General features: G+C 68.4%; 18 protein-coding genes. 11 read left to right on the plus strand and 7 right to left on the minus strand.

Going from position 1 to position 21,098, the window contains the following annotated elements:
* Window positions 1-46: 46 nt before the first annotated feature.
* The 5 genes from FHS74_RS04705 to FHS74_RS04725 form a co-directional block, all read right to left on the minus strand.
* Window positions 47-442 carry a hypothetical protein gene (locus FHS74_RS04705; protein WP_184797933.1) on the minus strand — a complete coding sequence of 132 codons (396 nt, stop codon included), beginning with the start codon at window positions 440-442 and terminating at the stop codon, window positions 47-49.
* 54 nt (window positions 443-496) lie between these two features.
* Window positions 497-2,047: a phosphate ABC transporter substrate-binding/OmpA family protein gene (locus tag FHS74_RS04710; RefSeq protein ID WP_184797935.1), complete on the minus strand. Its 1,551-nt coding sequence runs from the start codon at window positions 2,045-2,047 to the stop codon at window positions 497-499.
* Window positions 2,047-5,049, minus strand: coding sequence for a tubulin-like doman-containing protein (locus FHS74_RS04715; protein WP_184797937.1), 3,003 nt, complete (start codon window positions 5,047-5,049; stop codon window positions 2,047-2,049). Before FHS74_RS04715 ends, FHS74_RS04710 begins: the two co-directional genes overlap by 1 nt.
* 182 nt (window positions 5,050-5,231) lie before the next feature.
* Window positions 5,232-5,435 (minus strand): heavy-metal-associated domain-containing protein, encoded by a 204-nt coding sequence (locus tag FHS74_RS04720; RefSeq protein ID WP_184797939.1) that lies wholly within the window; start codon window positions 5,433-5,435, stop codon window positions 5,232-5,234.
* Window positions 5,436-5,489: 54 nt separating this feature from the next.
* Window positions 5,490-6,620: a divergent polysaccharide deacetylase family protein gene (locus FHS74_RS04725; RefSeq protein WP_184797940.1), complete on the minus strand. Its 1,131-nt coding sequence runs from the start codon at window positions 6,618-6,620 to the stop codon at window positions 5,490-5,492.
* A 288-nt stretch (window positions 6,621-6,908) separates the two neighbouring features.
* On the opposite strand from FHS74_RS04725, the gene FHS74_RS04730 reads away from it, so the two are divergent.
* The 6 genes from FHS74_RS04730 (at window position 6,909) to lexA (ending at window position 12,040) form a co-directional block, all read left to right on the plus strand.
* Entirely contained in the window at window positions 6,909-7,544 is a 636-nt protein-coding gene (locus tag FHS74_RS04730; protein WP_184797942.1) for an anthranilate synthase component II, read from the plus strand.
* Entirely contained in the window at window positions 7,541-8,629 is a 1,089-nt protein-coding gene (gene trpD / locus FHS74_RS04735; protein WP_184797944.1) for an anthranilate phosphoribosyltransferase, read from the plus strand. The genes FHS74_RS04730 and trpD overlap by 4 nt, the downstream gene beginning before the upstream one ends.
* Window positions 8,626-9,459, plus strand: coding sequence for an indole-3-glycerol phosphate synthase TrpC (trpC, locus tag FHS74_RS04740; RefSeq protein ID WP_184797946.1), 834 nt, complete (start codon window positions 8,626-8,628; stop codon window positions 9,457-9,459). Before trpD ends, trpC begins: the two co-directional genes overlap by 4 nt.
* Window positions 9,460-9,464: 5 nt before the next feature.
* The gene (moaC, locus tag FHS74_RS04745; protein WP_184797948.1) at window positions 9,465-9,959 is read left to right on the plus strand and encodes a cyclic pyranopterin monophosphate synthase MoaC; all 495 of its coding nucleotides are present in this window, start codon (window positions 9,465-9,467) and stop codon (window positions 9,957-9,959) included.
* A 13-nt stretch (window positions 9,960-9,972) separates the two neighbouring features.
* Entirely contained in the window at window positions 9,973-11,172 is a 1,200-nt protein-coding gene (locus FHS74_RS04750) for a molybdopterin molybdotransferase MoeA (RefSeq protein ID WP_184797950.1), read from the plus strand.
* Between the two features lie 151 nt (window positions 11,173-11,323).
* Complete coding sequence (lexA, locus tag FHS74_RS04755) at window positions 11,324-12,040, plus strand: transcriptional repressor LexA (protein ID WP_184797952.1); 717 nt, start codon at window positions 11,324-11,326, stop codon at window positions 12,038-12,040.
* Between the two features lie 43 nt (window positions 12,041-12,083).
* Here lexA and FHS74_RS04760 read toward each other — a convergent pair whose 3' ends face one another.
* On the minus strand, window positions 12,084-14,198 hold the full coding sequence (locus FHS74_RS04760) for a ComEC/Rec2 family competence protein (protein WP_211106109.1): 2,115 nt from the start codon (window positions 14,196-14,198) through the stop codon (window positions 12,084-12,086).
* 383 nt (window positions 14,199-14,581) lie between these two features.
* Between FHS74_RS04760 and gltX the strand changes: the two genes are divergently transcribed.
* From gltX to FHS74_RS04785, 5 genes are all read left to right on the plus strand, one after another.
* The gene (gene gltX / locus FHS74_RS04765; protein WP_184797956.1) at window positions 14,582-15,988 is read left to right on the plus strand and encodes a glutamate--tRNA ligase; all 1,407 of its coding nucleotides are present in this window, start codon (window positions 14,582-14,584) and stop codon (window positions 15,986-15,988) included.
* A gap of 111 nt (window positions 15,989-16,099) precedes the next feature.
* Window positions 16,100-17,419 carry a citrate synthase gene (gene gltA / locus FHS74_RS04770; RefSeq protein WP_184797958.1) on the plus strand — a complete coding sequence of 440 codons (1,320 nt, stop codon included), beginning with the start codon at window positions 16,100-16,102 and terminating at the stop codon, window positions 17,417-17,419.
* 25 nt (window positions 17,420-17,444) lie between these two features.
* Complete coding sequence (locus FHS74_RS04775; RefSeq protein WP_184797960.1) at window positions 17,445-17,669, plus strand: hypothetical protein; 225 nt, start codon at window positions 17,445-17,447, stop codon at window positions 17,667-17,669.
* Between the two features lie 65 nt (window positions 17,670-17,734).
* A complete protein-coding gene (locus tag FHS74_RS04780; RefSeq protein ID WP_184797962.1) occupies window positions 17,735-18,583 on the plus strand; it encodes a VOC family protein in 849 nt (282 codons plus the stop codon).
* A 209-nt stretch (window positions 18,584-18,792) separates the two neighbouring features.
* Window positions 18,793-19,668 carry an aldo/keto reductase family oxidoreductase gene (locus FHS74_RS04785; protein WP_184797964.1) on the plus strand — a complete coding sequence of 292 codons (876 nt, stop codon included), beginning with the start codon at window positions 18,793-18,795 and terminating at the stop codon, window positions 19,666-19,668.
* An 18-nt stretch (window positions 19,669-19,686) separates the two neighbouring features.
* Here FHS74_RS04785 and FHS74_RS04790 read toward each other — a convergent pair whose 3' ends face one another.
* Window positions 19,687-21,051: an aminotransferase-like domain-containing protein gene (locus tag FHS74_RS04790; RefSeq protein WP_246462916.1), complete on the minus strand. Its 1,365-nt coding sequence runs from the start codon at window positions 21,049-21,051 to the stop codon at window positions 19,687-19,689.
* Window positions 21,052-21,098 lie beyond the last annotated feature (47 nt).

Raw genomic sequence — 21,098 nt, forward strand, 5'->3', positions numbered from 1 at the left:
CGGCGGGAGACCTGTCGGCGGCTTTTTCCATGACCGCGTCGCCGATTCAGCGCGCCGGCTTGATGGTCTTCATGGTGATCAGCACCTGGGTGAAATCACCGCCCTCCAGCTGCTCCGTCAATGTGCCGGTCACCGTCACATGCTTGCCGATGAAACCGTCGACCGACCGCCCCTTCGTCAGGACGATCTGCATCTTATCAACGTCCTCGAAGCTGGAGAGGTTGGTGTCGCTGTGGGGATCGCCCGCGACATCGACCGACGCGTCGAGGCGCAGCATCGGCACCCGCAGCTTCGCATCCTCCTGCGGGGTTTCGCCAAAATTGGGGGGGCCATAGTGGTCTTCGACCACCACCGTGCCGGTCAGCTCGACCACCGCTGGTTCGTATTGCAAAGACCGGGAAGCCGCGTTGGCAACCGACACCAAACCCATCAGCGCCACCATCGACGCGGCCCAAAGACACCCACGCACCATAAAATCCCCTTAGAATAGGTCCCCTTAAGGACGGACGTAAATCTCCACCCGGCGGTTTTTCTCCCGCCCCTCTTCCGTGCCGTTGTCCGCCACCGGCATCTCGGCGCCCAACCACGTGGTCAAGCCCACCCGGACGCCTTGCTGCCCCAGGGCGTCAGCCACGGCGCGGGCGCGTTGCTTCGACAGGTTGTCGTTGAAGTCCGGACGGCCCCGGCTGTCGGCAAAGCCGATCAACAGCAGCTTGTCGGGGCGGACGCCGGTGGCGGACACGAAATCCACCACCCGCGCCAAATCGCGCATGGCGCGGTTATCCAGGGCGGATGCCCCGGTGACAAACCGGAAGTTGGTGGACAGGCGTTGGGCGCCCCGCGTCAACTCCGCGAACTGCTGGGAAACGGAAGAGACGGTGACGGTCTCGGACCGGATGGTCAGGGGAACGAAACCAGTCTTTTCCACCACCGCCTGGCCTGCGGCGGATAGGGCGAATTCGGTATATTTCAGCGCCTGGGGGTTGGCCGGTGCCGCGGCCGTGTACAGGAACAGGCGGCGGGCCAGCGGATAATCCTCGGTCCCCACGGTGAAGCGGTTGGGAACCAGGGGCGTCGCCTCGGCCTCGGCGATGGCCAGGGGCTTGGTGGACCCGATGGAGGGCAGCCCCACGAAGCCGATACCGGCGGGGTCGGCGGCCACGGCGTCGGCCAGTTCGGCGCTCGCCTCATATCGCTTGGCCCCCACGATCAGCTGGGACTTGCCCAGGACCAGGGACTGGAAGGTGTCAAAGGTGCCGGACCTGTCGTCGCGGGCATAGACGTTGATGGGGCCGGGCGATCCCCCCACCTGCGACCAGTCCTTGATAAGGCCGTTGAAAATGGCGGCGACCTTGTCCTTGGACAGCGTGGCCACCCGGTTGGACCGGTTGACCACCACGGCGATACCGTCCATCGCCAGCACATGTTCGCTGGCCGGCCCCGTCATGTCCCCCTGGCCCTTCAGGCCGGACGCCTCCTCCGGCGTCACGCGGCGCGATGCCAGGGCGATGTCGGCGCCATTGGCCATCAGCGCGTCGAATCCGGTCTTGGTGCCATGGGCGGCGATGGTGATGGCGTCAAGATGGCCGGCGCGGTCGCCCACGATCCGCACGTCGCCCGGCATCTCGCCCACGACCCGATGCACATTCTGATATCCCTGGTCGCTCAGATAGGCCTCGGCCAGGCTGGGGGCCAGATTGGCACCGATGGTGTTGGAACCGGCCAGACGCAGAATCACCGTCTCCGCCGCCGGCGCCACCGCCTTGGGGGCCGGGGCGGTCGCCGCCGGCGTGGCACCGGCCGACGGTGCCGGGCCGCGCTTGCTCATCAGCCAGAGACCGCCGCCGATGATCACGGCGACGGCCAGCCCGGCCACGGCCAACAGGCCGGCCTTGCCCGGCGCGGCGCCCCCCGCCTGGGCGATCAGCAAACCCTTGCCGCATTCCGGGCACACGAAATCCTGCCCTGGTTGCCGGGCCACCGGCTTGCGGCTGTCGGCGATCGAACAATTGCCGAAATTGGTGCAATGCCCCGTCTGCCCCGTCATCAGATCGCTTCCCCTTTCAACAACCGGACGGCCGCCTTGCCGCCCTCCACGAACGCCCGGTACCGCGCCTCCTGCGGGTCCCCGCCGGTCGCCGCCTTCACCTCATCCAGGCGTGCCAGGATGCGGGCCTGCAGCGCGGCGCGCGCCTCGGCTCCCCCAAAGGCCGGTTGGGCCAAGGCGGCCGTCACGCCATCACGCAAGGGACCCAAGGTGGTAAGGTCGATACGGGCCGGGGCCTCCAGCAGGCCGGCGCCCAGCATGATGGGCTCATTGTCAAAACCGTCCGCGTCCTTGGTGACCAGCAGCAATTGGGGGGCACCGCTGGCGGTCCGGCCCTCATGCACCAGGCCGGTGGCGTCCGCCAGCAGCAGATACGGCACGGCCTCCTTCTGGACCTCGTCGCCGGTCTTGACGAACAGGGGCGGAAAGTCCTGGCCCTCACCTTCCGTATGCAGTTCCAGCCGGGCCCGGCCGGGGTTGCCGGCCAGGCGGTATTCATACCGTTCCAGCAGAAGCGGCAGGACATGGACATAGCGCGCGGGGAACAGGTTCTTGATCGAAATCATGGTGATTTCGTTCTGGCGCCCCTCCGCCTCGATGAATTCCAAATCACCCGGCTGGGCCATGCGGAAGGCCTGTTTCAGGGCGTCGACGAAGGCGGCCTGCTCCGGCGCCTTGGGCAGGATGACGACGTATTTGGCCGTCAGGGTCTGCGCGCCCGCAGGTATGCCCGGCGCCGACTTGTTGACCTCCAGCGGGTTGATCGTCAGGAAGCATCCCGCCTGGGTCACCAGCTTGGACACGAAGGCCTTGAGTTCCTGCGGATCGCCGCCAAAGCGTTCCTTCAGCTTGTCGATGATGGAAACGCCCAGGATCCGGTCCCGCGCGTTGGTCACGAGATTGGTGTGCGCCACCTGGGCGTTCTGCGCGCACACCGTCTCTATGGTGTCTGTCAGGGTGGCGGGGTCGACCCGTTCCTTGAAGGCGGTGAAGGTCTGATTGTCGCCCAGCCGCTCGATCAGGGCCGCCCGCACCTTGTTGGTCTGCGTCCGCTGCTCGGCCGCATCGGTGATCAGGGTGCGGCCCACCGACTGGACCAGCGCGGGATCGTAAAAGCGGATGAGATGGCCGCGCAAATCATCGGCCGCCGCCCCGCCCAAGCGCTGGTCTATCCCCGCTTCCACTTTCTTCAGCGCATCGCGCATGGTCGAGGCGATGGTGTCGATGACGCCCTTCAGATCGGTGACTTCGGTGACGATCTCGGCGATCAGTTGCCGGGCGAAGCCCCAGGCCTCCACCCGCGTCCGGCGGACATACAGTTCCTGCAGGTAGATGGCGTGGCTGTCCAACAGGCTGTCCGGCTTGCCGAAGACGGACTTGGACAGGAAGCCCATCTGCGCCCACGCCCGGCTGTTCTCCGCCAAACGGGCCTCCCACTCGGCGATGGCGCCGCCCAGCTTGGCCAGCGCCTCATCGATACCCGCCTGCCGCTCCCGCAGGAAGTCCAGCAGCGCCTCGACCACCCGCCCAACCTCGGCGGCGGAACGGACGCCCGTCCGCCAATCGCTGAACAACTCGCGCTCCACCTGCAGGCGGACCTCGCGCGCCATGTCCTTCTTGGCCTTCAGCTTGGTGCGGTAGAAGGTGGGGACGCCCAGGTTGCGGTAATCCTCGTCAAAGCGCTTCTGGCAGAGCTTGGCCAGCTCATCCAGCCAGGTGCTGCGCTCCCGCTCCCGCACCAGCGACTTGAAGGTGGGCAGCACCGCGTCCCATTCCTGGGTGATGGGCTTCCATTTGCGCCCGGCATCGTCCTGGGGCAGCAGCGCCACCGACAGGGTCAGGTGCTCGTCCGTCAGCAGCCAACGGGCCAGCACGTCAGCCTGGCGGACGAAGGCGCCGTAATCGACGTTGCGCGCCTCATCGACAAAGCCGACGGCCTCCTGCCAATTGTTGAAGCGCAATTGCTGGATGGCCTGACGGGCGAAGCCCAGCGTCAGATACTCCTTGATCTCCTCTTCCGGGATGGCGACCCGTTTGATGCCGAAGCTGAGGAAGCGCTTCGACCGCTCCCCCACCTTCTGTCCCGGTGCCGTCTCCGGCGCGCCATCGCCGTTCTCGGCGTTCTCCATGCGCTCCAGCGAGCGCCAACCGACCTGCGAGGCGATGATGATTTTCTGGAACAGGAAATCAGCCAGCACGCCTGGCAATTCCCGGTCCACATCGGCCTGGTAGCCGTTCTCGTTTTCATTGGCGAACAGATAAGCGCCGTTGAACGGGTCCCGCAGGTTCAGTCGTCCCCGGACACCGGTCACGTCCCACGGCTTGTAGGCGGTGGTCGACAGGGCGTTCAGTTCCAGCAACGCCACATAGCCGTTGGAATGGTAGTTGCCCGTGTCCCAGTTCGGGTTGGGATGCCGTTCCGGCAGCAGCAGGTAGGGGATGATGCGGTAGCGCAGCGAGTCGTCATAGAGGTCGCGCAGTTGCGCCAGGACGTCGATGATGGTGCCGCTGCCAGTACCCCCCGCCAGACCGGCGACGACATGGAAGGTGACCTCGCCCACGCCGGTGGATTGCAGCTCCTTGACGGCCGACTGCACCTGCTTGCGGAACTGGTCGATCTTGCAGGCGAACAGGAAACGCCCCAGGCGGCGCTTTTGTCCGCCGAGGGCGGCGCCAACGATGCTGCCCAACACCTCGCCCCAGGTGGCGCGGTCCCCGATCCAGGGTTTGATACCGGCATAGGTGTCAATATTGGCCAGCCGGGCCGACAGGTCCTCACCGAGGATACGCAGCTGGGCGCCCAGAGGAAGTTGAACCGAATACCCCAGCACCTTCCAGCTGGGATCGTCCTGGGCCATCATTTCGCCGCTGGAATCGACGTAAAGGTAGCCGACCTTCACATCCTTCGGGCTTTCCGCCCGCATCTCCGCATAGATTTGTTTGCGCAGCGCCCGGATGACTTTGCCGCCCGTGCCGCCGAGACCTATGACGAGATGCCCCATCGATTCCGCCCGTTAGCCGATACCCGCTTGTTCGGGATATACTCTATGCGGCGTTGCGGATGTATACAGATTTTTACTTGTTGCGCGTATTCGTGTGCGTCGCACCAACCAGATGAAGATTTATTACATAATTGTTTCAGGTCGATAAAGCGCCCCATGCCCCTGCGCCGGGGGACTTCGTCTCATACGGGTCCGATGAAATCAAAGCCCGCGCCCTCGACCGCGTCCTTCACTTGAACGCCGTCCAAGGGGCCGGTCACCGTCACCAATCCCGCCTCCAGATCCACCGCCACGTCCATGGTGGGACTCACCGCCTGGATCGCCTTGGTCACGGACCGGGCGCAGCCCTGGCAGGTCATGCCGTCGACTCGATAAGACGCGCTCATTCCACCCTCCAATCGCCTAACGTCCCCCGCATCTTGTTTGGGTGACCAAAGACGTCAAGTCCCCCCGGGCGCCGGTGCCACGGCGGCGGTCAGTGGCACCAGGGTGAAGCCCTTGGCGGCCAGCGTGGGCAGCCAGCGCTCCAGCGCCGTCAGGGTGACGTCGTGCGGGTGGCCGATGGCGACGGCGGTGCCGTGGTGGCGCGCCACCTCCTCCACCTTGGCCAGCATGGCCTGCACCGCCTTGGGGGACTGGTCGTCGTCCAGGAAGACATCGCGGCTGACCAGCGGCAGGTGGTAGCGGGCGGCCAGTTCCGGGCCCTTGGTGGCCGGGGTGGTCCGGCTGTCCAGGAACATCAGGCCGCGCCGCGACAGCTCCGCCAAGACGATGGCCAGCTTGCCCTCATCCGCGGTGAAGCGGCTGCCCATATGGTTGTTGATGCCGACATAGCCGTCGAAGGACGCCAGATCCGTCTCCAGCCGACGCCGCACCTCCTCATCACTGAGATCGGTGGTCAGGGCGCCGGGGCCGGGGTCGGCCTTGCCCACGGGCTCCATCGGCACATGCACGATCAGTTCGTGCCCTGCCACCCTGGCCGCACGGGTCTGTTCCGCCAGGTCGTGGGCGTAGGGCAGCCAGGCGGTGGTCACCGGCCCCGGCAGGGCGACGGCACGGGCGGAGCGTGGGCGGTCCAGCCCCAGATCGTCGATCACCAGCACGATGCGGGCGTGGGCCACCCCGGGGATGGGCGCGGGCACGGCGTTGCGCCGCCAGGCGGCGCCGGATTTGCCGCCCTCGGCCTTCGGCGGTTCCGTCCTCGGGGCCTGCGCCTGGGGCGGGGCGGCGGGCGGCAGGGCCCCCGCATATCGTTCAGGGGCATATCCTTCGGGGGCATGCTGTTCCGGAACCGGCGGGTCCCGGGGCACCGGCGGCGCGGGCGCCGTCCCCGGCAGGCGCGGGGCGTTGCCGGCGGGGGCGGTCGCCACCCCGGGCTTGACCGGGTGGCGGTGGCCCGCCACGTAGGCGCCCAGCAGCGCCACCAGGGCCGTCAGGCCGATGATGCCCGCCAGTTGCCCCCGGCTCAGCGTGATGCCGGCCCCTTTGCGCTTGCGCCGGGCCGGCGCGCGCCTGGGTCCCTTCTGTCCCGGCCGGCCCAGGGGCGGCGGCGGGGTGACGCGGCGAACCATCAGCGGGCCCGTCGGTTGGTGGAAACGGTCATGCCTATCCCTTCGCGGAAGCCCGGCGCGCATCGGCGGCCGGCCAACCCGTATTGCTGCCCACCAGTACTGCTACAGGGCGGGCACGGCTGACAATCTTCTAGGCGGCGTATGCCGGTGCGCATGGACGGCCCATCCTCATAGGCGGGCCCCCTATGCGCGGGAGCGCGCGCCCATTCCGGTTGCCCTGCCAGCGCCCCCGGGACTAGTGTAGGCCACCTTTGGCCACGTCCAATCCCCCCTGTCGGGTCCCAGATCATGCTGCTGCTCATCGATAATTACGATAGCTTCACGTACAATCTCGTCCATTACATCGGCGAGCTGGGCGCCGACGTGGCGGTTTGGCGTAACAACGCGCTGAGTGTGGATGATGCCCTGGCGCTGACGCCGGAGGCCATCGTCCTCTCCCCCGGTCCCTGCGATCCCGACCGCGCCGGCATTTGCCTGCCGCTGATCGCCGCCGCCGCGGAAAAGCGCATTCCCCTGTTCGGCGTCTGCCTGGGCCACCAGGCCATCGGCCAGGCCTTCGGCGGCCGCGTCATCCGCGCCCCAGTGCCCATGCACGGCAAGGTCAGCCAGGTCACGCATGAAGGCCAGGGCGTCATGAAGGGGCTGCCCACGCCCTTCAACGCCACCCGCTACCACTCCCTGATCGTCGAGCGGGAGACCCTGCCGGCGGAACTGGAGTCGGTCGCCTGGATCGCCGGCGGCCCCCAGGGGAATGTTGATGACGGGATGATCATGGCGCTGCGCCATCGCACCCTGCCCATCCATGGGGTGCAGTTCCATCCCGAAAGCATCGCGTCCGACCACGGCCATCAGATCCTGGCGAACTTCCTGGATCTGGCCGGCGTGGCGCGCAAGGCCGTCAAGAAGACCGGCCTGGCGGCATGAGCGGTGACATCGGCGACATGAAGGCGCTGCTCGGCCGGGTGGCCGAGGGCAAGCGCCTGTCGGAGGATCAGGCCCTGGCCGCCTTCGACATCCTCATGTCCGGCAACGCGACCCCCTCACAGATGGGGGCCTTCCTCATGGCGCTGCGCGTGCGCGGCGAAACGGTGGATGAAATCACCGGCGCGGTGCGCGCCCTCCGTGGGCGCGCGGCGCGCATCGACTGCCCCCCGGGCACCATCGACACCTGCGGCACCGGCGGCGACGCCAGCGGCACCTACAACATCTCCACCGCCGTGGCCTTCGTGCTGGCCGCCTGCGGCGTGCCGGTGGCCAAGCACGGCAATCGCGCGCTCTCCTCCAAGTCTGGCGCCGCCGACGTGCTGGGCCAGTTGGGCGTGAACGTGGAGGCGGATCTGGAGGCGGTGCGTGACGCCCTGTGGCAGGACGGCATCACCTTCCTGATGGCCACCCGCCATCACGGCGCCATGCGCAACGTGGGCCCGACGCGGGTGGAACTGGGCACCCGCACCATCTTCAACCTGACCGGGCCCCTGTCCAACCCGGCCGGCGCCAAGCGCCAGTTGATGGGTGTGTTCGCCGAACGCTGGGTGGAACCCCTGGCCCAGGTGCTGAACCGCCTGGGCACCGAGGTCGCCTGGGTGGTGAACGGCGAGGACGGGCTGGATGAGATCACCACCACCGGCGCCACCAGCGTGGCGGAACTGCGCCACGGCGTCCTGCGCCGCTTCACCGTCACGCCGGAAGACGCCGGCCTGCCCCGCGCTCGCGCCGCCGACATCCGGGGCGGCGACGCGGCGGAGAACGCGCGGGCGTTGCGCGCCCTGCTGGCGGGCCAGAAGGGCGCCTATCGTGACATTGTTCTGATCAATGCCGCCGCCGCCTTGATCGTCGCGGACAAGGCCGCCACCTTGCCCGAAGGCGTGGCCCAGGCCGCCCAGGCGCTGGATGACGGCCGCGCCGCCGCCAAGCTGGCGGCCCTGGTCCGCCACTGCCCCCTGCCGCCGGCGGCGGCGGAGGAAGCCCCTGCCGCGATGACGGCGAAGATTGAAGGAGCCCGCGCATGAGCGACGCCGCCCCCCCCCCTCCTGGCGACGTCCTGGCCCGGATTTGCGCCGACAAGCGCGAGCACGTCGCCGCCCGCAAAGCCGCCCGCCCCCTGGGCGAGGTGGAGCGGGCCGCCCGCGACGCCAGCCCCGTCCGGGGTTTCGCCCGCGCCTTGCAGGCCAAGGTGGATGCCGGCCTGTACGCCCTGATCGCGGAGATCAAGAAGGCCAGCCCCAGCAAGGGCCTGATCCGGGAGGATTTCGATCCGCCGGCCCTGGCCCGCGCCTATCAGCAGGGCGGGGCCGCCTGCCTGTCGGTCCTAACCGACGCGCCCTATTTCCAGGGGGCGGATGAGTACCTGGTGGCGGCCCGCGCCGCCTGCGACCTGCCGGTGCTGCGCAAGGACTTCATGCTGGACACCTATCAGGTGGCCGAGGCCCGCGCCCTGGGCGCCGACTGCATCCTGCTCATCATGGCGGCGCTGGACGACGCCCAGGCGTTGGAGCTGTATGACGCCGCCACCGGCTGGGGCATGGATGTGCTGGTCGAGGTGCACGACAGCGCGGAGATGCGCCGGGCGCTGGAACTGCCAGGCGGCCTGCTGGGCGTGAACAACCGCAACCTCAAGACCCTGGCGATCGACCTCGCCACCACGGAGATGCTGGCCGGCATGGTGCCGCCGGGCCGGCACCTGGTGGCGGAAAGCGGCCTCTACAGCCCGCAGGATCTGCTGCGCATGGAGATCGTCGGCGCCCGCCGCTTCCTGGTGGGTGAATCACTGATGCGGCAAGCGGACGTCGCGGCCGCCACCCGCGCCCTGCTGGGCCTGGACACGGCTGTCGAGGCCTGACCGACATGGCGGAAGAGACCGGCGGTTTCACCCATTTCGACGCCGCCGGCCAGGCGGTGATGGTCGACGTCTCCGACAAGGCCGAAACGGAACGCCAGGCCACCGCCCGCGGTCGGGTGATCATGAAGGCGGAAACCCTGGCGCTGATCCAAGCCGGCCAGATGGGCAAGGGTGACGTGCTGGGCGTGGCGCGCCTGGCGGGCATCATGGCGGCCAAGCGCACGCCGGACCTGATCCCGCTGTGCCATCCGCTGGCCCTGACCAAGGTGACGGTGGACCTGACCTGCCTGCCCGAGGAATGCGCCGTGGAGATCGAGGCCACGGCCAAGCTGAAGGGCCGCACCGGCGTGGAGATGGAGGCGCTGACCGCCGTCAGCGTCGCCGCCTTGACCCTTTATGACATGTGCAAGGCGGTGGACAAGGGCATGGTCATCGCCGGTATCCGCCTGATCGCCAAGGATGGCGGCAAGAGCGGCCCCTATCGCGCGGAAACTCCCTGACCATAGGTCACGCATGATCCCTGTTGACGAAGCGCTCGCCCGCATCCTGGCCCACTTCCAGCCCTTGGGCGGCGAGATGGTGGGGGTGGGTGACGCGCTGGACCGGGTGCTGGCCGGCGACGTGGTGGCACGGGTGACCCAGCCGCCGGCCGCCGTCTCCGCCATGGACGGCTGGGCGGTGCGGGGGGGCGACATCGCGACGCTGCCGACCACGCTGGCCCGCATCGGCGAGGCGCCGGCCGGCCGGCCCTACGTCGGCGGCGTGGGGCCCGGCCAAGCCGTGCGCCTGTTCACCGGCAGCGTCATCCCCGACGGCGCCGACACCGTGGTGCTGCAGGAGGATTGCGACGATCTGGGAACCACCGTCCGGGTGCGCGAGGGCACGCCGGGCCGCTGGGTCCGCGCCGCCGGGCTGGACTTCACCAGCGGATCGGTGGGCCTGAAGGCCGGCCGCCGGTTGACGGTGCGCGACCTGGCCCTGGCGGCGGCCATGAACCATCCCTTCCTCACGGTGCATCGCCGTCCCCGCGTCGCCATCCTGGCCACAGGCGACGAGGTGGTGATGCCGGGGGAACCGCTGGGCCCCGGCCAGATCGTCAGCAGCAATGGCCTGGCGCTGGCCGCCCTGGTGCAGCGATATGGCGGCATACCGGTGAACCTGGGCATCGCCCCCGATGACGCCGACACCCTGGCCACCCTGGCGCGGGGTGCCGCCGGCTGCGACCTGCTGGTCACCACCGGCGGCGCGTCGGTCGGGGACCATGACCTGGTGCGCGGCACGCTGGCGGCCCAGGGCCTGGATCTCGATTTCTGGAAAATCGCCATGCGGCCGGGCAAGCCGCTGATGTTCGGCCGCATGGGCGCAACGCCGCTGCTGGGCCTGCCGGGCAATCCCGTCTCCAGCCTGGTGTGCGCCACCCTGTTCCTGGTGCCGGCCTTGCGCCGCCTGCAAGGTCTGGAGCCCGCGTCCGTGCCGCTGGCGCGGGCCGTCCTGGCGGCCCCCCTGCCCGCCAACGACCGGCGGCAGGACTATCTGCGGGCCGCGCTTACGCCCAGCGAGGGGCCTTTGCCCCTGGCCACCCCCTTCGCCCACCAGGACAGCGCGATGCTGAGTCGCCTGGCGGCGGCGGATTGCCTGATCGTCCGCGTCCCTCATGCCCCCCCGGCCCAGGCCGGCGTGATGGTGGACATCGTCCCGCTGGACGAGATTTAGGGCCGTCGGTCCTCCATCGCCCAAAATTTGTCACTCTGATATGGTTTTTCATCGCTAACGCTTGACGCCAGCCGTGAACCAAAATAGAACATGACCAGTACGTTTCGGGTTTGTTCCATATATAGCGGCTCGACTTGGCGAAGGGGACGATATGCTGACGCGTAAGCAACAGGAGCTTCTGCTGTACATCCACCAGCACCTGGGCGAAGGCGGCGTGTCCCCCTCATTCGATGAGATGAAGGACGCGCTGGGCCTCAAGTCCAAGTCTGGCATCCACCGCCTGATCACCGGGCTGGAGGAGCGGGGCTTCATCCGCCGCCTGCCCCACCGCGCCCGCGCGCTGGAGGTGCTGCGGCTGCCGGAGACGACGCCCGCGCCCAAGAAGGTCGCCGCGGCGGCTGACGTGGAACCCCGCTTCAAGCCCAATGTCATCAAGGCGGACTTCCAGGCTGGCTTGCCTGGTCGCGACGTCGGCGATGCCGTCGGCTCCGTCAGCTTGCCGCTCTATGGCCGCATCGCCGCCGGCTTGCCCATCGAGGCGCTGCGCGACAGCGGCACCTCCATCGACATCCCGGTCTCCATGCTCGGCATCGGCGAGCACTATGCCCTGGAAGTGGCGGGCGACAGCATGGTCGAGGCCGGCATCCATGACGGCGACACGGTCATCATCCAGCGCTGCGAAACGGCGGAGAACGGCGCCATCGTCGTGGCCCTGGTGGACGCCGCCGAGGTGACGCTGAAGCGCCTGCGCCGCAAGAACAACTCCATCGCGCTGGAGCCCGCCAACCCCTCCTACGAGACGCGGGTGTTCGGCGCCGACCGGGTACGGGTGCAAGGTCGCCTGGTGGGACTGTTCCGCCGCTATTGATCGCCCCCTGACCACAGATACAAGCCAAACGGCCCTGGTGACCTCAGTCCCAGGGCCGTTTGCTTTGCGGGTCGTGCACGGTTTCGATGCGGACGCCGCCTCGTTCGAAATACAGGGCATGGGCGCCACGGGCGGCCAGCACGTCGGGGCCGATGACGCGCGGCGCGTCACACCCCGCTGTCGGCACGCGCGAGATCACCAGGTCCGCGTTGTCACAATCCTCCGCCAGGGCATCACGGGTCCAGGCGATGGCGACCAGGCGGCCGTCCGGCTGGGCCGGATCCTGCCGGTTGGGGTGGTACAGGTCGGGATGGTAGAGGCAGCCCAGGCTGTCGCACCGCAGGCTGCCATCGTCGGTGCCCACGGTGGGCCAAGCGGGCGGGCGCCCATCGCCACCGTCCCGCTTGCCCCAGGTCTCGACCTCGAAACCACCGCCCCGGGAGGAGGAGAGCCAGAGCTTGCCACCCCCGTCGCGCACCGCCACCATGGTGCCGCCGCCCGAGACCACCATGTCCGGCCGGGGCGTCAGCGGCGCCAGCAGGCAGCCCAGCGCGATGGGTGTCAGGCCCAGCAGGCGCCAGCGCCGCCGCCACAGCGCCAGCCATAGGCCGCCCAGGACCAACAGGGCGAAAGCCGCGTCGGACAAGGCGGCGCTGTGCAGGGCCGCGCCCGGCAGGGCGGCGGTGACGCGCGCCGTCCACAGGATGCCCTGGCAACCCCAGCCAATCATGTCGATGATCCAGCCCTCCAGATGGAAGGGCATGGCGACATAGGCCAACAGGCACAGCGGCATGATCCACAGCTCGGTGATGGGGATGCCGATCAGGTTGGCGAGCACGCCGTAATTGGCCACCTGTTGGAAGTGGTAGAGGCAGAAGGGCATGGTGGCGATGGTCGCCACCACCGACGTCAGGCACAGCCCGCCGACGAACAGCAGGGCCCGCCGGCCCCAGCCGCCGCCCTCGCGCCAGCGGCTCAAGGGCGCGCGCAACACCTCATAGGTGCTGATCAGTGCGAGGACGGCGCCGAAGCTCATCTGGAAGCTGGGCCCCGGCAGCTGTTCCGGCTGATACAGCAAGCAGAGGATGCCGGCCACGGCGATGGCCCGGGGGCTCAGGACCGAGCGGTCGGCCAGGATGGCGACCATGGCCAGCGCCGTCATGAGGACGGAGCGCAAGGTGGGCACCTGCGCGCCCACCAGCATCATGTACGCCAGCGTCGCCAGGATGGCGAAAGCCGCCGCGATCTTCTTGATGGGGTACCGCAGGGCGCCCCCTTCCCACAGCGCCAGGGCCGCCCGGGCCAGGAAATAGAACAGCGCCGCCACCAGGCTGATGTGCAGGCCGGAGATGGACAGGATGTGCTGCAGGCCGGAGACGCGCATGGCCTGCAAATCGTCGGGCGGAATACCCGTCTGCTCGCCGTTCAGCAGGGCGATGGCGATCATGGCCGGCGCCCCGCTCAGACGGGCGGCCACGCGCTGGGCGATCAGTTCGCGCAAGGCGACCACCCGGTCATTCACCCAGCCGGCCAGGCCCACCGGCGCCGGCGCCACCACCTCCGGCGTCTTGAAGGCGAAGCCCACGGCGCCGATACCCTGATAGAAGGCGGAGCGGCGGAAGTCATAGGCGCCTGGCTCCGGACTGTCGGGTGGCGGGCGCAAGGCCGCCAGGATACGCACCCGCGTGCCCGCCGGCGGGGCGGCGTCGGTGGGGCGCAGGCGGATGCGTACGGCAGGCGGCGTCACCTCCGGCGCCAGGCGGGGGATGCGCGGATCGGCCAAGGTGACGCGTACGCCCTTGTCCAGCCGCTCCACATTGGCGACGCGGCCTTCCACCGGCACGGGGCCCAGGGGACGTTGCAGGATGGGGGTCATCAGCCAGGTGGTGCGGGCCTGCACCACCGTGAAGCCCAGGCCCAACGCCAGCAGGGCGCCCAGCGCCAGGCGCGCGACCAGACGATCCCCCGCCAGGAGCCAGAGCCCGAACACGCCCAGGGTGAAGATCAGGCCGGCCCAGGGCGGCGGTTCCCCCGGCAGGCCGAAATACAGGGCGATACCGCATCCCAGGAAGACCGGTACCCAAAGGACCCAACGCTCCCGCTCTTCCGCCAGATTGACATACGCTGATGTCACAATGCTGGCTAACGCGGCGAGCACACGATGTGTGATCCGCATCACATCTGAAGCGGGCGGCCCGGGGCCAAATTCGCTCCGCCCAGTAGCTAAATAGGATGCCGCCTCCCAGCCCTCTCCCTGGCCCCCCAGCGTAAAATCCGGGGAACTGCCAGACTGTCCAGCGGGGTCCGCCTCAGGGTGCATCTTCGTTCCGGGTGTGCTATCTCAGCGGCTTCCGCATCCTGGTGATGCGCCCCTGGCGGTTCCCCTGCCGCCGGACCAGATCACCAGCTATCTCGATATTCGCGTCGCGTCGTCAACCTTTGGATGACGTCCTCTCGGGCAAACATGCCGAAAGAGGGGGTGAACATCCGTATGGCTCAGGACGAAGCGCCGCCGCCCGCATGCCGGAGAGTGCGTTTCCCATGAGTGTCGTCACCCGTTTCGCCCCGTCCCCCACCGGCTATCTGCACATTGGCGGCGCCCGTACCGCCCTGTTCAACTGGCTGTACGCGCGCCACCATGGCGGCACCTTCCTGCTGCGCATCGAGGACACCGACCGGGCGCGTTCCACCCAAGCCGCGGTCGACGCCATCATCGATGGCCTCAGCTGGCTGGGCCTCACCTGGGACGGCGACGCCGTCAGCCAGTTCGAGCGCCGGGAGCGCCATGCCGAGGTGGCCCACGCCATGCTGGCAGAGGGCAAGGCCTATCGCTGCTACTGCTCCCCGGCAGAGCTGGAGACCATGCGCGAGGAGCAGAAGGCCGCCGGCCTGCCCATGCGCTACGACGGCCGCTGGCGCGACCGCGACGCGTCGGAGGCGCCCGCTGGCGTCGCCCCCGTCATCCGCCTCAAGGCCCCGCGTGAGGGCGAGACGGTGCTGCAGGACAAGGTCCAGGGCGAGGTTCGGGTGCAGAACAGCCAGCTGGACGACATGGTGCTGCTGCGCGCCGATGGGACGCCGACATACATGCTGTCGGTGGTGGTGGACGACCAGGACATGGGCGTCACCCAGGTCATCCGCGGCGACGACCACCTGACCAACACCTTCCGCCAGTTGCAGATCTATCAGGCCATGGGGTGGACGCCGCCGGACTTCGCCCACATTCCCCTGATCCACGGGCCCGACGGCGCCAAGCTGAGCAAGCGCCACGGCGCCCTGGGCGCTGAGGCCTATCGCGACCTTGGCTACCTGCCGGAGGCGCTGCGCAACTACCTGCTGCGTCTGGGCTGGGGCCATGGCGATGATGAGATCATCAGCACCGAGGATGCGATCGCCTGGTTCAACCTGGAAGGCATCGGCCGCTCACCGTCGCGCATGGATTACGCCAAGCTGGACAATCTCAACGGCCACTACATCCGCCTGGCGGACGACGACCGGCTGGTGGGCCTGATCAGCCCGCGATTGGTCACGGCCCTGGGACGTGACCTGGGCGACGCCGAGCGCGACGTGCTGCGCCGCGCCATGCCGGGCCTGAAGCAGCGCGCCAAGACCTTGGTGGAACTTGCCGCTGGCGCCCAGTTTTATGTCACCGCCCGGCCCCTTCCGCTGGATGAGAAGGCCACCCAGCTCCTGTCGGCCGACGCCCGCGCCCAATTGGCGGTGATCGCCGGCCGCCTTAAGAACGCGCCGGACTGGACCGCGGCGACCCTGGAAGGGATCGTCCGCGCCTACGCCGAAGAAGCGGGCCTGAAGCTGGGCAAGGTGGCCCAGCCGCTGCGCGCCGCCCTCTCCGGCTCCACCGTCTCGCCGCCGATTTTCGAGGTGGCGGAAGTGTTGGGCCGGGATGAGACCCTGGCCCGTATCGGCGATGTCGCAGGGGGTGTCTGAGCCCCCTGGCCATCATTGCCTTCGGCGGTGCGGAACACTACACTCCGCACCGCGTCATAAGACCAATAAGGGGCAGAGGGCCCCACCTCGTATAAACAAGGACGTGCCGAAATGAGCGATACGACGACCCCGGCGGCCGGAAAGAAAACGGTCACCCTCACCGACAACCAAACCGGTAAGTCATTTGAATTCCCGGTCATGCACGGCACGACCGGCCCTGACGTGGTCGACATCCGCAAGCTCTATGCCGAGACGGGCTACTTCACCTACGACCCCGGCTTCACCTCGACCGGCAGCTGCGAGTCCAAGATCACCTTCATCGATGGCGACAAGGGTATTTTGCTGCACCGCGGCTATCCCATCGAGCAGTTGGCCGACAAGAGCGACTTCATGGAAGTCTGCTACCTGATGCTGCACGGTGAACTGCCGAACGCCAAGGCGAAGTCCGAGTTCGAGCGGTCCATCACTTATCACACCATGGTGCATGAGCAGCTGTCGCAGTTCTTCCGTGGCTTCCGCCGCGACGCGCACCCGATGGCCGTGATGTGCGGCGTGGTCGGCGCCCTGTCCGCCTTCTACCACGACAGCACCGACATCGAGGATCCGCGCCAGCGCATGGTGGCCTCCCACCGCCTGATCGCGAAGATGCCGACCCTGGCCGCCATGGCCTACAAGTACTCGATCGGCCAGCCCTTCGTGTACCCGCGCAACGACCTGGGCTATGCTGAGAACTTCCTCAACATGACCTTCGGCGTCCCCTGCGAGCCGTACAAGATCAACCCGGTCATCGCCAAGGCGATGGACAAGATCTTCATCCTGCACGCCGATCACGAGCAGAACGCCTCCACCTCTACGGTGCGCCTGGCGGGCTCCTCCGGCGCCAACCCCTTCGCCTGTATCGCCGCCGGCATCGCCTGCCTGTGGGGCCCCGCCCACGGCGGCGCCAACGAGGCGGTGCTGAAGATGCTGGCGGAGATCGGCCACAAGGACCGGATCCCCGAGTTCATCGCCCGCGCCAAGGACAAGAACGACAGCTTCCGCCTCATGGGCTTCGGCCACCGGGTCTACAAGAACTACGACCCGCGCGCCAAGGTCATGCAGCAGACCTGCAAGGAAGTCCTGGCCGAACTGGGCATCAAGGACGACCCGCTGCTGGACATCGCGGTGGAGTTGGAGCGCATCGCGCTGGAAGACCCGTACTTCGTCGAGAAGAAGCTGTACCCGAACGTCGACTTCTACTCGGGCATCATCCTGAAGGCCATCGGCTTCCCGACCAGCATGTTCACCGTGCTGTTCGCCCTGGCCCGCACCGTGGGCTGGATCGCCCAGTGGCAGGAAATGATCGCCGACACCTCGCAGAAGATCGGCCGTCCGCGTCAGCTGTACACCGGCGCCACCGCCCGGGACTATGTCCCGGTCGAACAGCGCTAAGCCCCCGGAAAAGGCGGACAGGACGATGGCCGAGCGGGTCTATCCCAGTACTGGCGATAACGGTGCCGGCGGCAGCCGGCCCCAGCCCCGCGCCCGCATCCTGCCCGCCCGTTCCCTGGAAGGCCCGCCCCCGGCCAACGACAACCCCGTGCCCCCTGGCCGGCGGTTGAAGCGGCTGGCCTGGGCCACCTTCGCCACCTTGGGCGTGGTCCTGGGCGTCGCGGCCACCGTCGTGTCCATGCTGCACTGACGGCGACCGTGAAGCCCCTCATATCCGAAGGGAAAGGTCGTCCGGGAAACCGGGCGGCCTTTTTCTTGGCCCTCTGCCTGCTGACGGCCCCCCCCGCCGCAGCCACGGACGGACCGGTGGTGACGGCCCCGGCGGTGACAGGCCTCGACCATATCCCCATCGCCGTGAACGATCTGGACACGGCCGCCGCCCGCTTCCGCGCCCTGGGCTTCGCGCTGAAGCCGGGGGTAACGCACGCGGACGGCATCCGCAACCAGCACGTCAAATTTCCCGATGGCACGGAACTGGAACTGATCACCGCGCCAACGGCGACGGACGAGCTTACCGCTGACTATCGCCGCCTATTGGCCGCCGGCGACGCCCCCGCCTTTCTCGGCCTCTACGCCCCCGATCACGATGCATTGCCAGCAGTGCTGGCATCGCTGGCGCCCGGCTATCACCGCGATGGGCCCATGGTCGGCTTCCCCACCAATGATCCGCTGCATTTCCTTTTCTTCTGGCATCGCAACCAGTCACCCACCGACCGGCCGGAGCACTTCGCGCATGCCAATGGCGGCCAATCGCTGATCGGCGTCTGGCTGGCCAGTGATGATGCCAGCCTGCCCGCGCTGCTGAGCGGTCTGGGCGGCGTACGCGATGTCGGCCTGGCCTGTACGCCCGACTGTATGATGCGGCGCCAGTGGCGGTTTCAGGAAGGCACCATCACCTTGTTGCCGGCAGACCGGCAGCGCCTTCCCGGCCGCCCCGTGGTTGGCGCCGTCATCCGCGTGGCCAGCCTGGAGCAAGCCCTGGCCGCGGTGAAGGCGGTCATCCCGGCGCCAACCGTCGTCCACGCGGCCGAGGGCGACAGCATCCTGATCCCACCGGACACGACCGCCGGCCTGTGGCTGGAATTGCGCGCGGTTCGCCCGTAACCTCACCGACCTGAAGGCGGCGCGGCTTGATCACCCGGGGGAGGCGCGCGCTGGTCCTGGCAACCGGCGTCAGCGGCACCGTTCCCGCCTGCGCGATGGGGCTTATCAGCAACTGTTCATTCAGCTGCACAGCCCATCCAGATTTACCGCCATTATCGAACAGCGAAAGAACGGGCAAAGATCAGGTCCCAAACTCAAGGAGACCGATCATGCCCATCACCCCCTCCGGTTCGTTCACGCTGGGCGACCTGACAGTGAACCGGCTCGGCTATGGCGCCATGCAGTTGGCCGGGCCCGGCGTGTTCGGGCCGCCCAAGGATGTCGGGGCGGCCCTGGCCGTGCTGCGCGCCGCCGTGGCCGCCGGGGTCAACCATATCGACACCAGCGACTTCTATGGACCGCACGTCACCAACCAGCTGATCCGCCAGGCCCTGCATCCCTATCCCGACGATCTGGTCATCGTCACCAAGATCGGTGCCCGGCGGGGCGCGGACGGGTCGTGGCTGCCGGCCTTCTCCCGCGAGGACCTCACCCAGGCGGTGCATGACAACTTGCGCAACCTGGGTCTGGACGTGCTGGATGTCGTTAATTTCCGCTGCATGCTGAACGTGCACCATCCGGTCGAGGGCTCGCTGGAAGAGCCGCTCAGCACACTGGCCGACCTGCAGCGGCAAGGGCTGATCCGCCATATCGGGCTCAGCAACGTCACGGCCAAACAGGTCGCCGATGGCCAGCGTATCGCCCCCATCGTCTGCGTACAGAACCAGTACAACCTGGCGCACCGGGCGGACGACGCCTTCATTGACGCGTTGGCCAGCCAAGGCGTCGCCTACGTGCCATTCTTCCCCCTGGGCGGGTTCACCCCGCTGCAGTCCTCCACCCTGTCGGATGTGGCGGCGCGGCTGGAGGCCACGCCCCTGCAAGTGGCGCTGGCCTGGCTGCTGCGGCGGGCCCCCAACGTGCTGCTGATCCCCGGCACCTCCTCCCTCGCGCATCTGAAGGAGAACCTGGCGGTGGCACGGCTGTCGCTCCCCAAGGATGCCATCGCCGACCTGGACAAGGTGGCGGGCTTGGCCCAGGCCTGATACCGGCACGCCCGGGCGCTAGGCCTCCAGCGCCCGGGCCAGCACCTCGAAGATGCGGGGGTTGTCGCACTGCGCGACGTTGAAGCGCAGGAAGCCGTCGGCGCTGTTGGTCAGACTGAAGACGTCACCGGGGGCCAGCACCACGCCCTGTTCCAGCGCCTGGCGCGCCACGGCGACCGAGGACACGCCCGGCGGCAGGGCCGCCCACAGGAACATGCCGCCCCGGGGTTCCGTCCACGGTCGCAGGCCCAGGGCGTCCAGCCGGCGCAACGTACGGCCCATGGCCTCGGCCAGCCGGCCGCGTACACCCTCCATATGCCGGCGATAGCTGCCGTCGGTCAGCAACTGGTGCACCACCCGGGGGTTGGTGGTGGCGTTGCCGAAGGCGGTGGCCAGCTTCACATCGGCGATGCCCTGGATCCAATCCCCCCGCGCCACGACATAGCCACAGCGCACGGCGGCCGACAGCGTCTTGGAGAAGCTGCCGATGTGGATCACCCGCTCCAGTCCATCGAAGGCCGCCAGGCGGGGCGTCGGTTCCGCCTCGAAGTCGGAGAAGATGTCGTCCTCGACGATTAGGATGTCGTGGGCGGCGGCGCAGGTCAGCAGCTTGTGCGCCACCGGTGCCGTCAGGCTGGCGCCGGTGGGGTTGTGCAAGGCGGCGTTGGTGATATAGAGCCGCGGCCGATGGGTGGCGGCGGCCTGGGCGAAGGCGGTCAGATCCGGCCCGGTGGGTGTATAGGGCACCGGTACCGCCCGGGCACGATGGGCGGCCACCACGGTCTTGAAATTGTAATAGCAGGGATCGTCCAGCAGGACGGCGTCGCCCGGCTCCAGCAGATAGCGGCAGATCAGGTCGATGGCCTGGCTACCGCTGTCGGTCAGCAGGATCTGCTCCGCCCCGGCGGTGATGCCGCGGCTGGCGAACCGGTCGGCCAGATGGCGACGCAAGGGCGGGTGGCCCAAGGGCGTATCATACTCCAACAGGGCGGCGGCCGGCGCCCGCGCCAGGGCGCGGAAAGCCCGGCGGATGGCCTGCTCCGGCATCCAGTCGCCGGGTAGCCAACCGCAGCCGGGCTTCAGCACCCCCTCGCCCGGTTCCAGCGCCTGGCGCATCAGCCACAACGGATCCACCGCCCGGTCCGGGGGCGGATCCACCCCCGCCAGTGCCGCCCCCATCAGGGCCAGCGGCGCCACCCGCTTGGCGACATAGAAGCCGGACCCCGGCCGCGCCGCCAGCACGCCCTCCGCCACCAACCGGTCATAGGCCTCCACCACCGTGGATTTGGAAACGCCCAGGCGTTGGGCCAGATCGCGAATGGAGGGCGCGCGGGCGCCCGGAGGCAACAGCCGACCGTCCACCCGCGCGCGAATGTCGGCCATCACTGTTTCCACCAGGCTGCACCCGGCGGGTGCCTTGATCGACTGTA

It is taken from the genome of Nitrospirillum iridis (assembly GCF_014205765.1).
In the GTDB taxonomy this organism is placed as follows: domain Bacteria; phylum Pseudomonadota; class Alphaproteobacteria; order Azospirillales; family Azospirillaceae; genus Nitrospirillum; species Nitrospirillum iridis.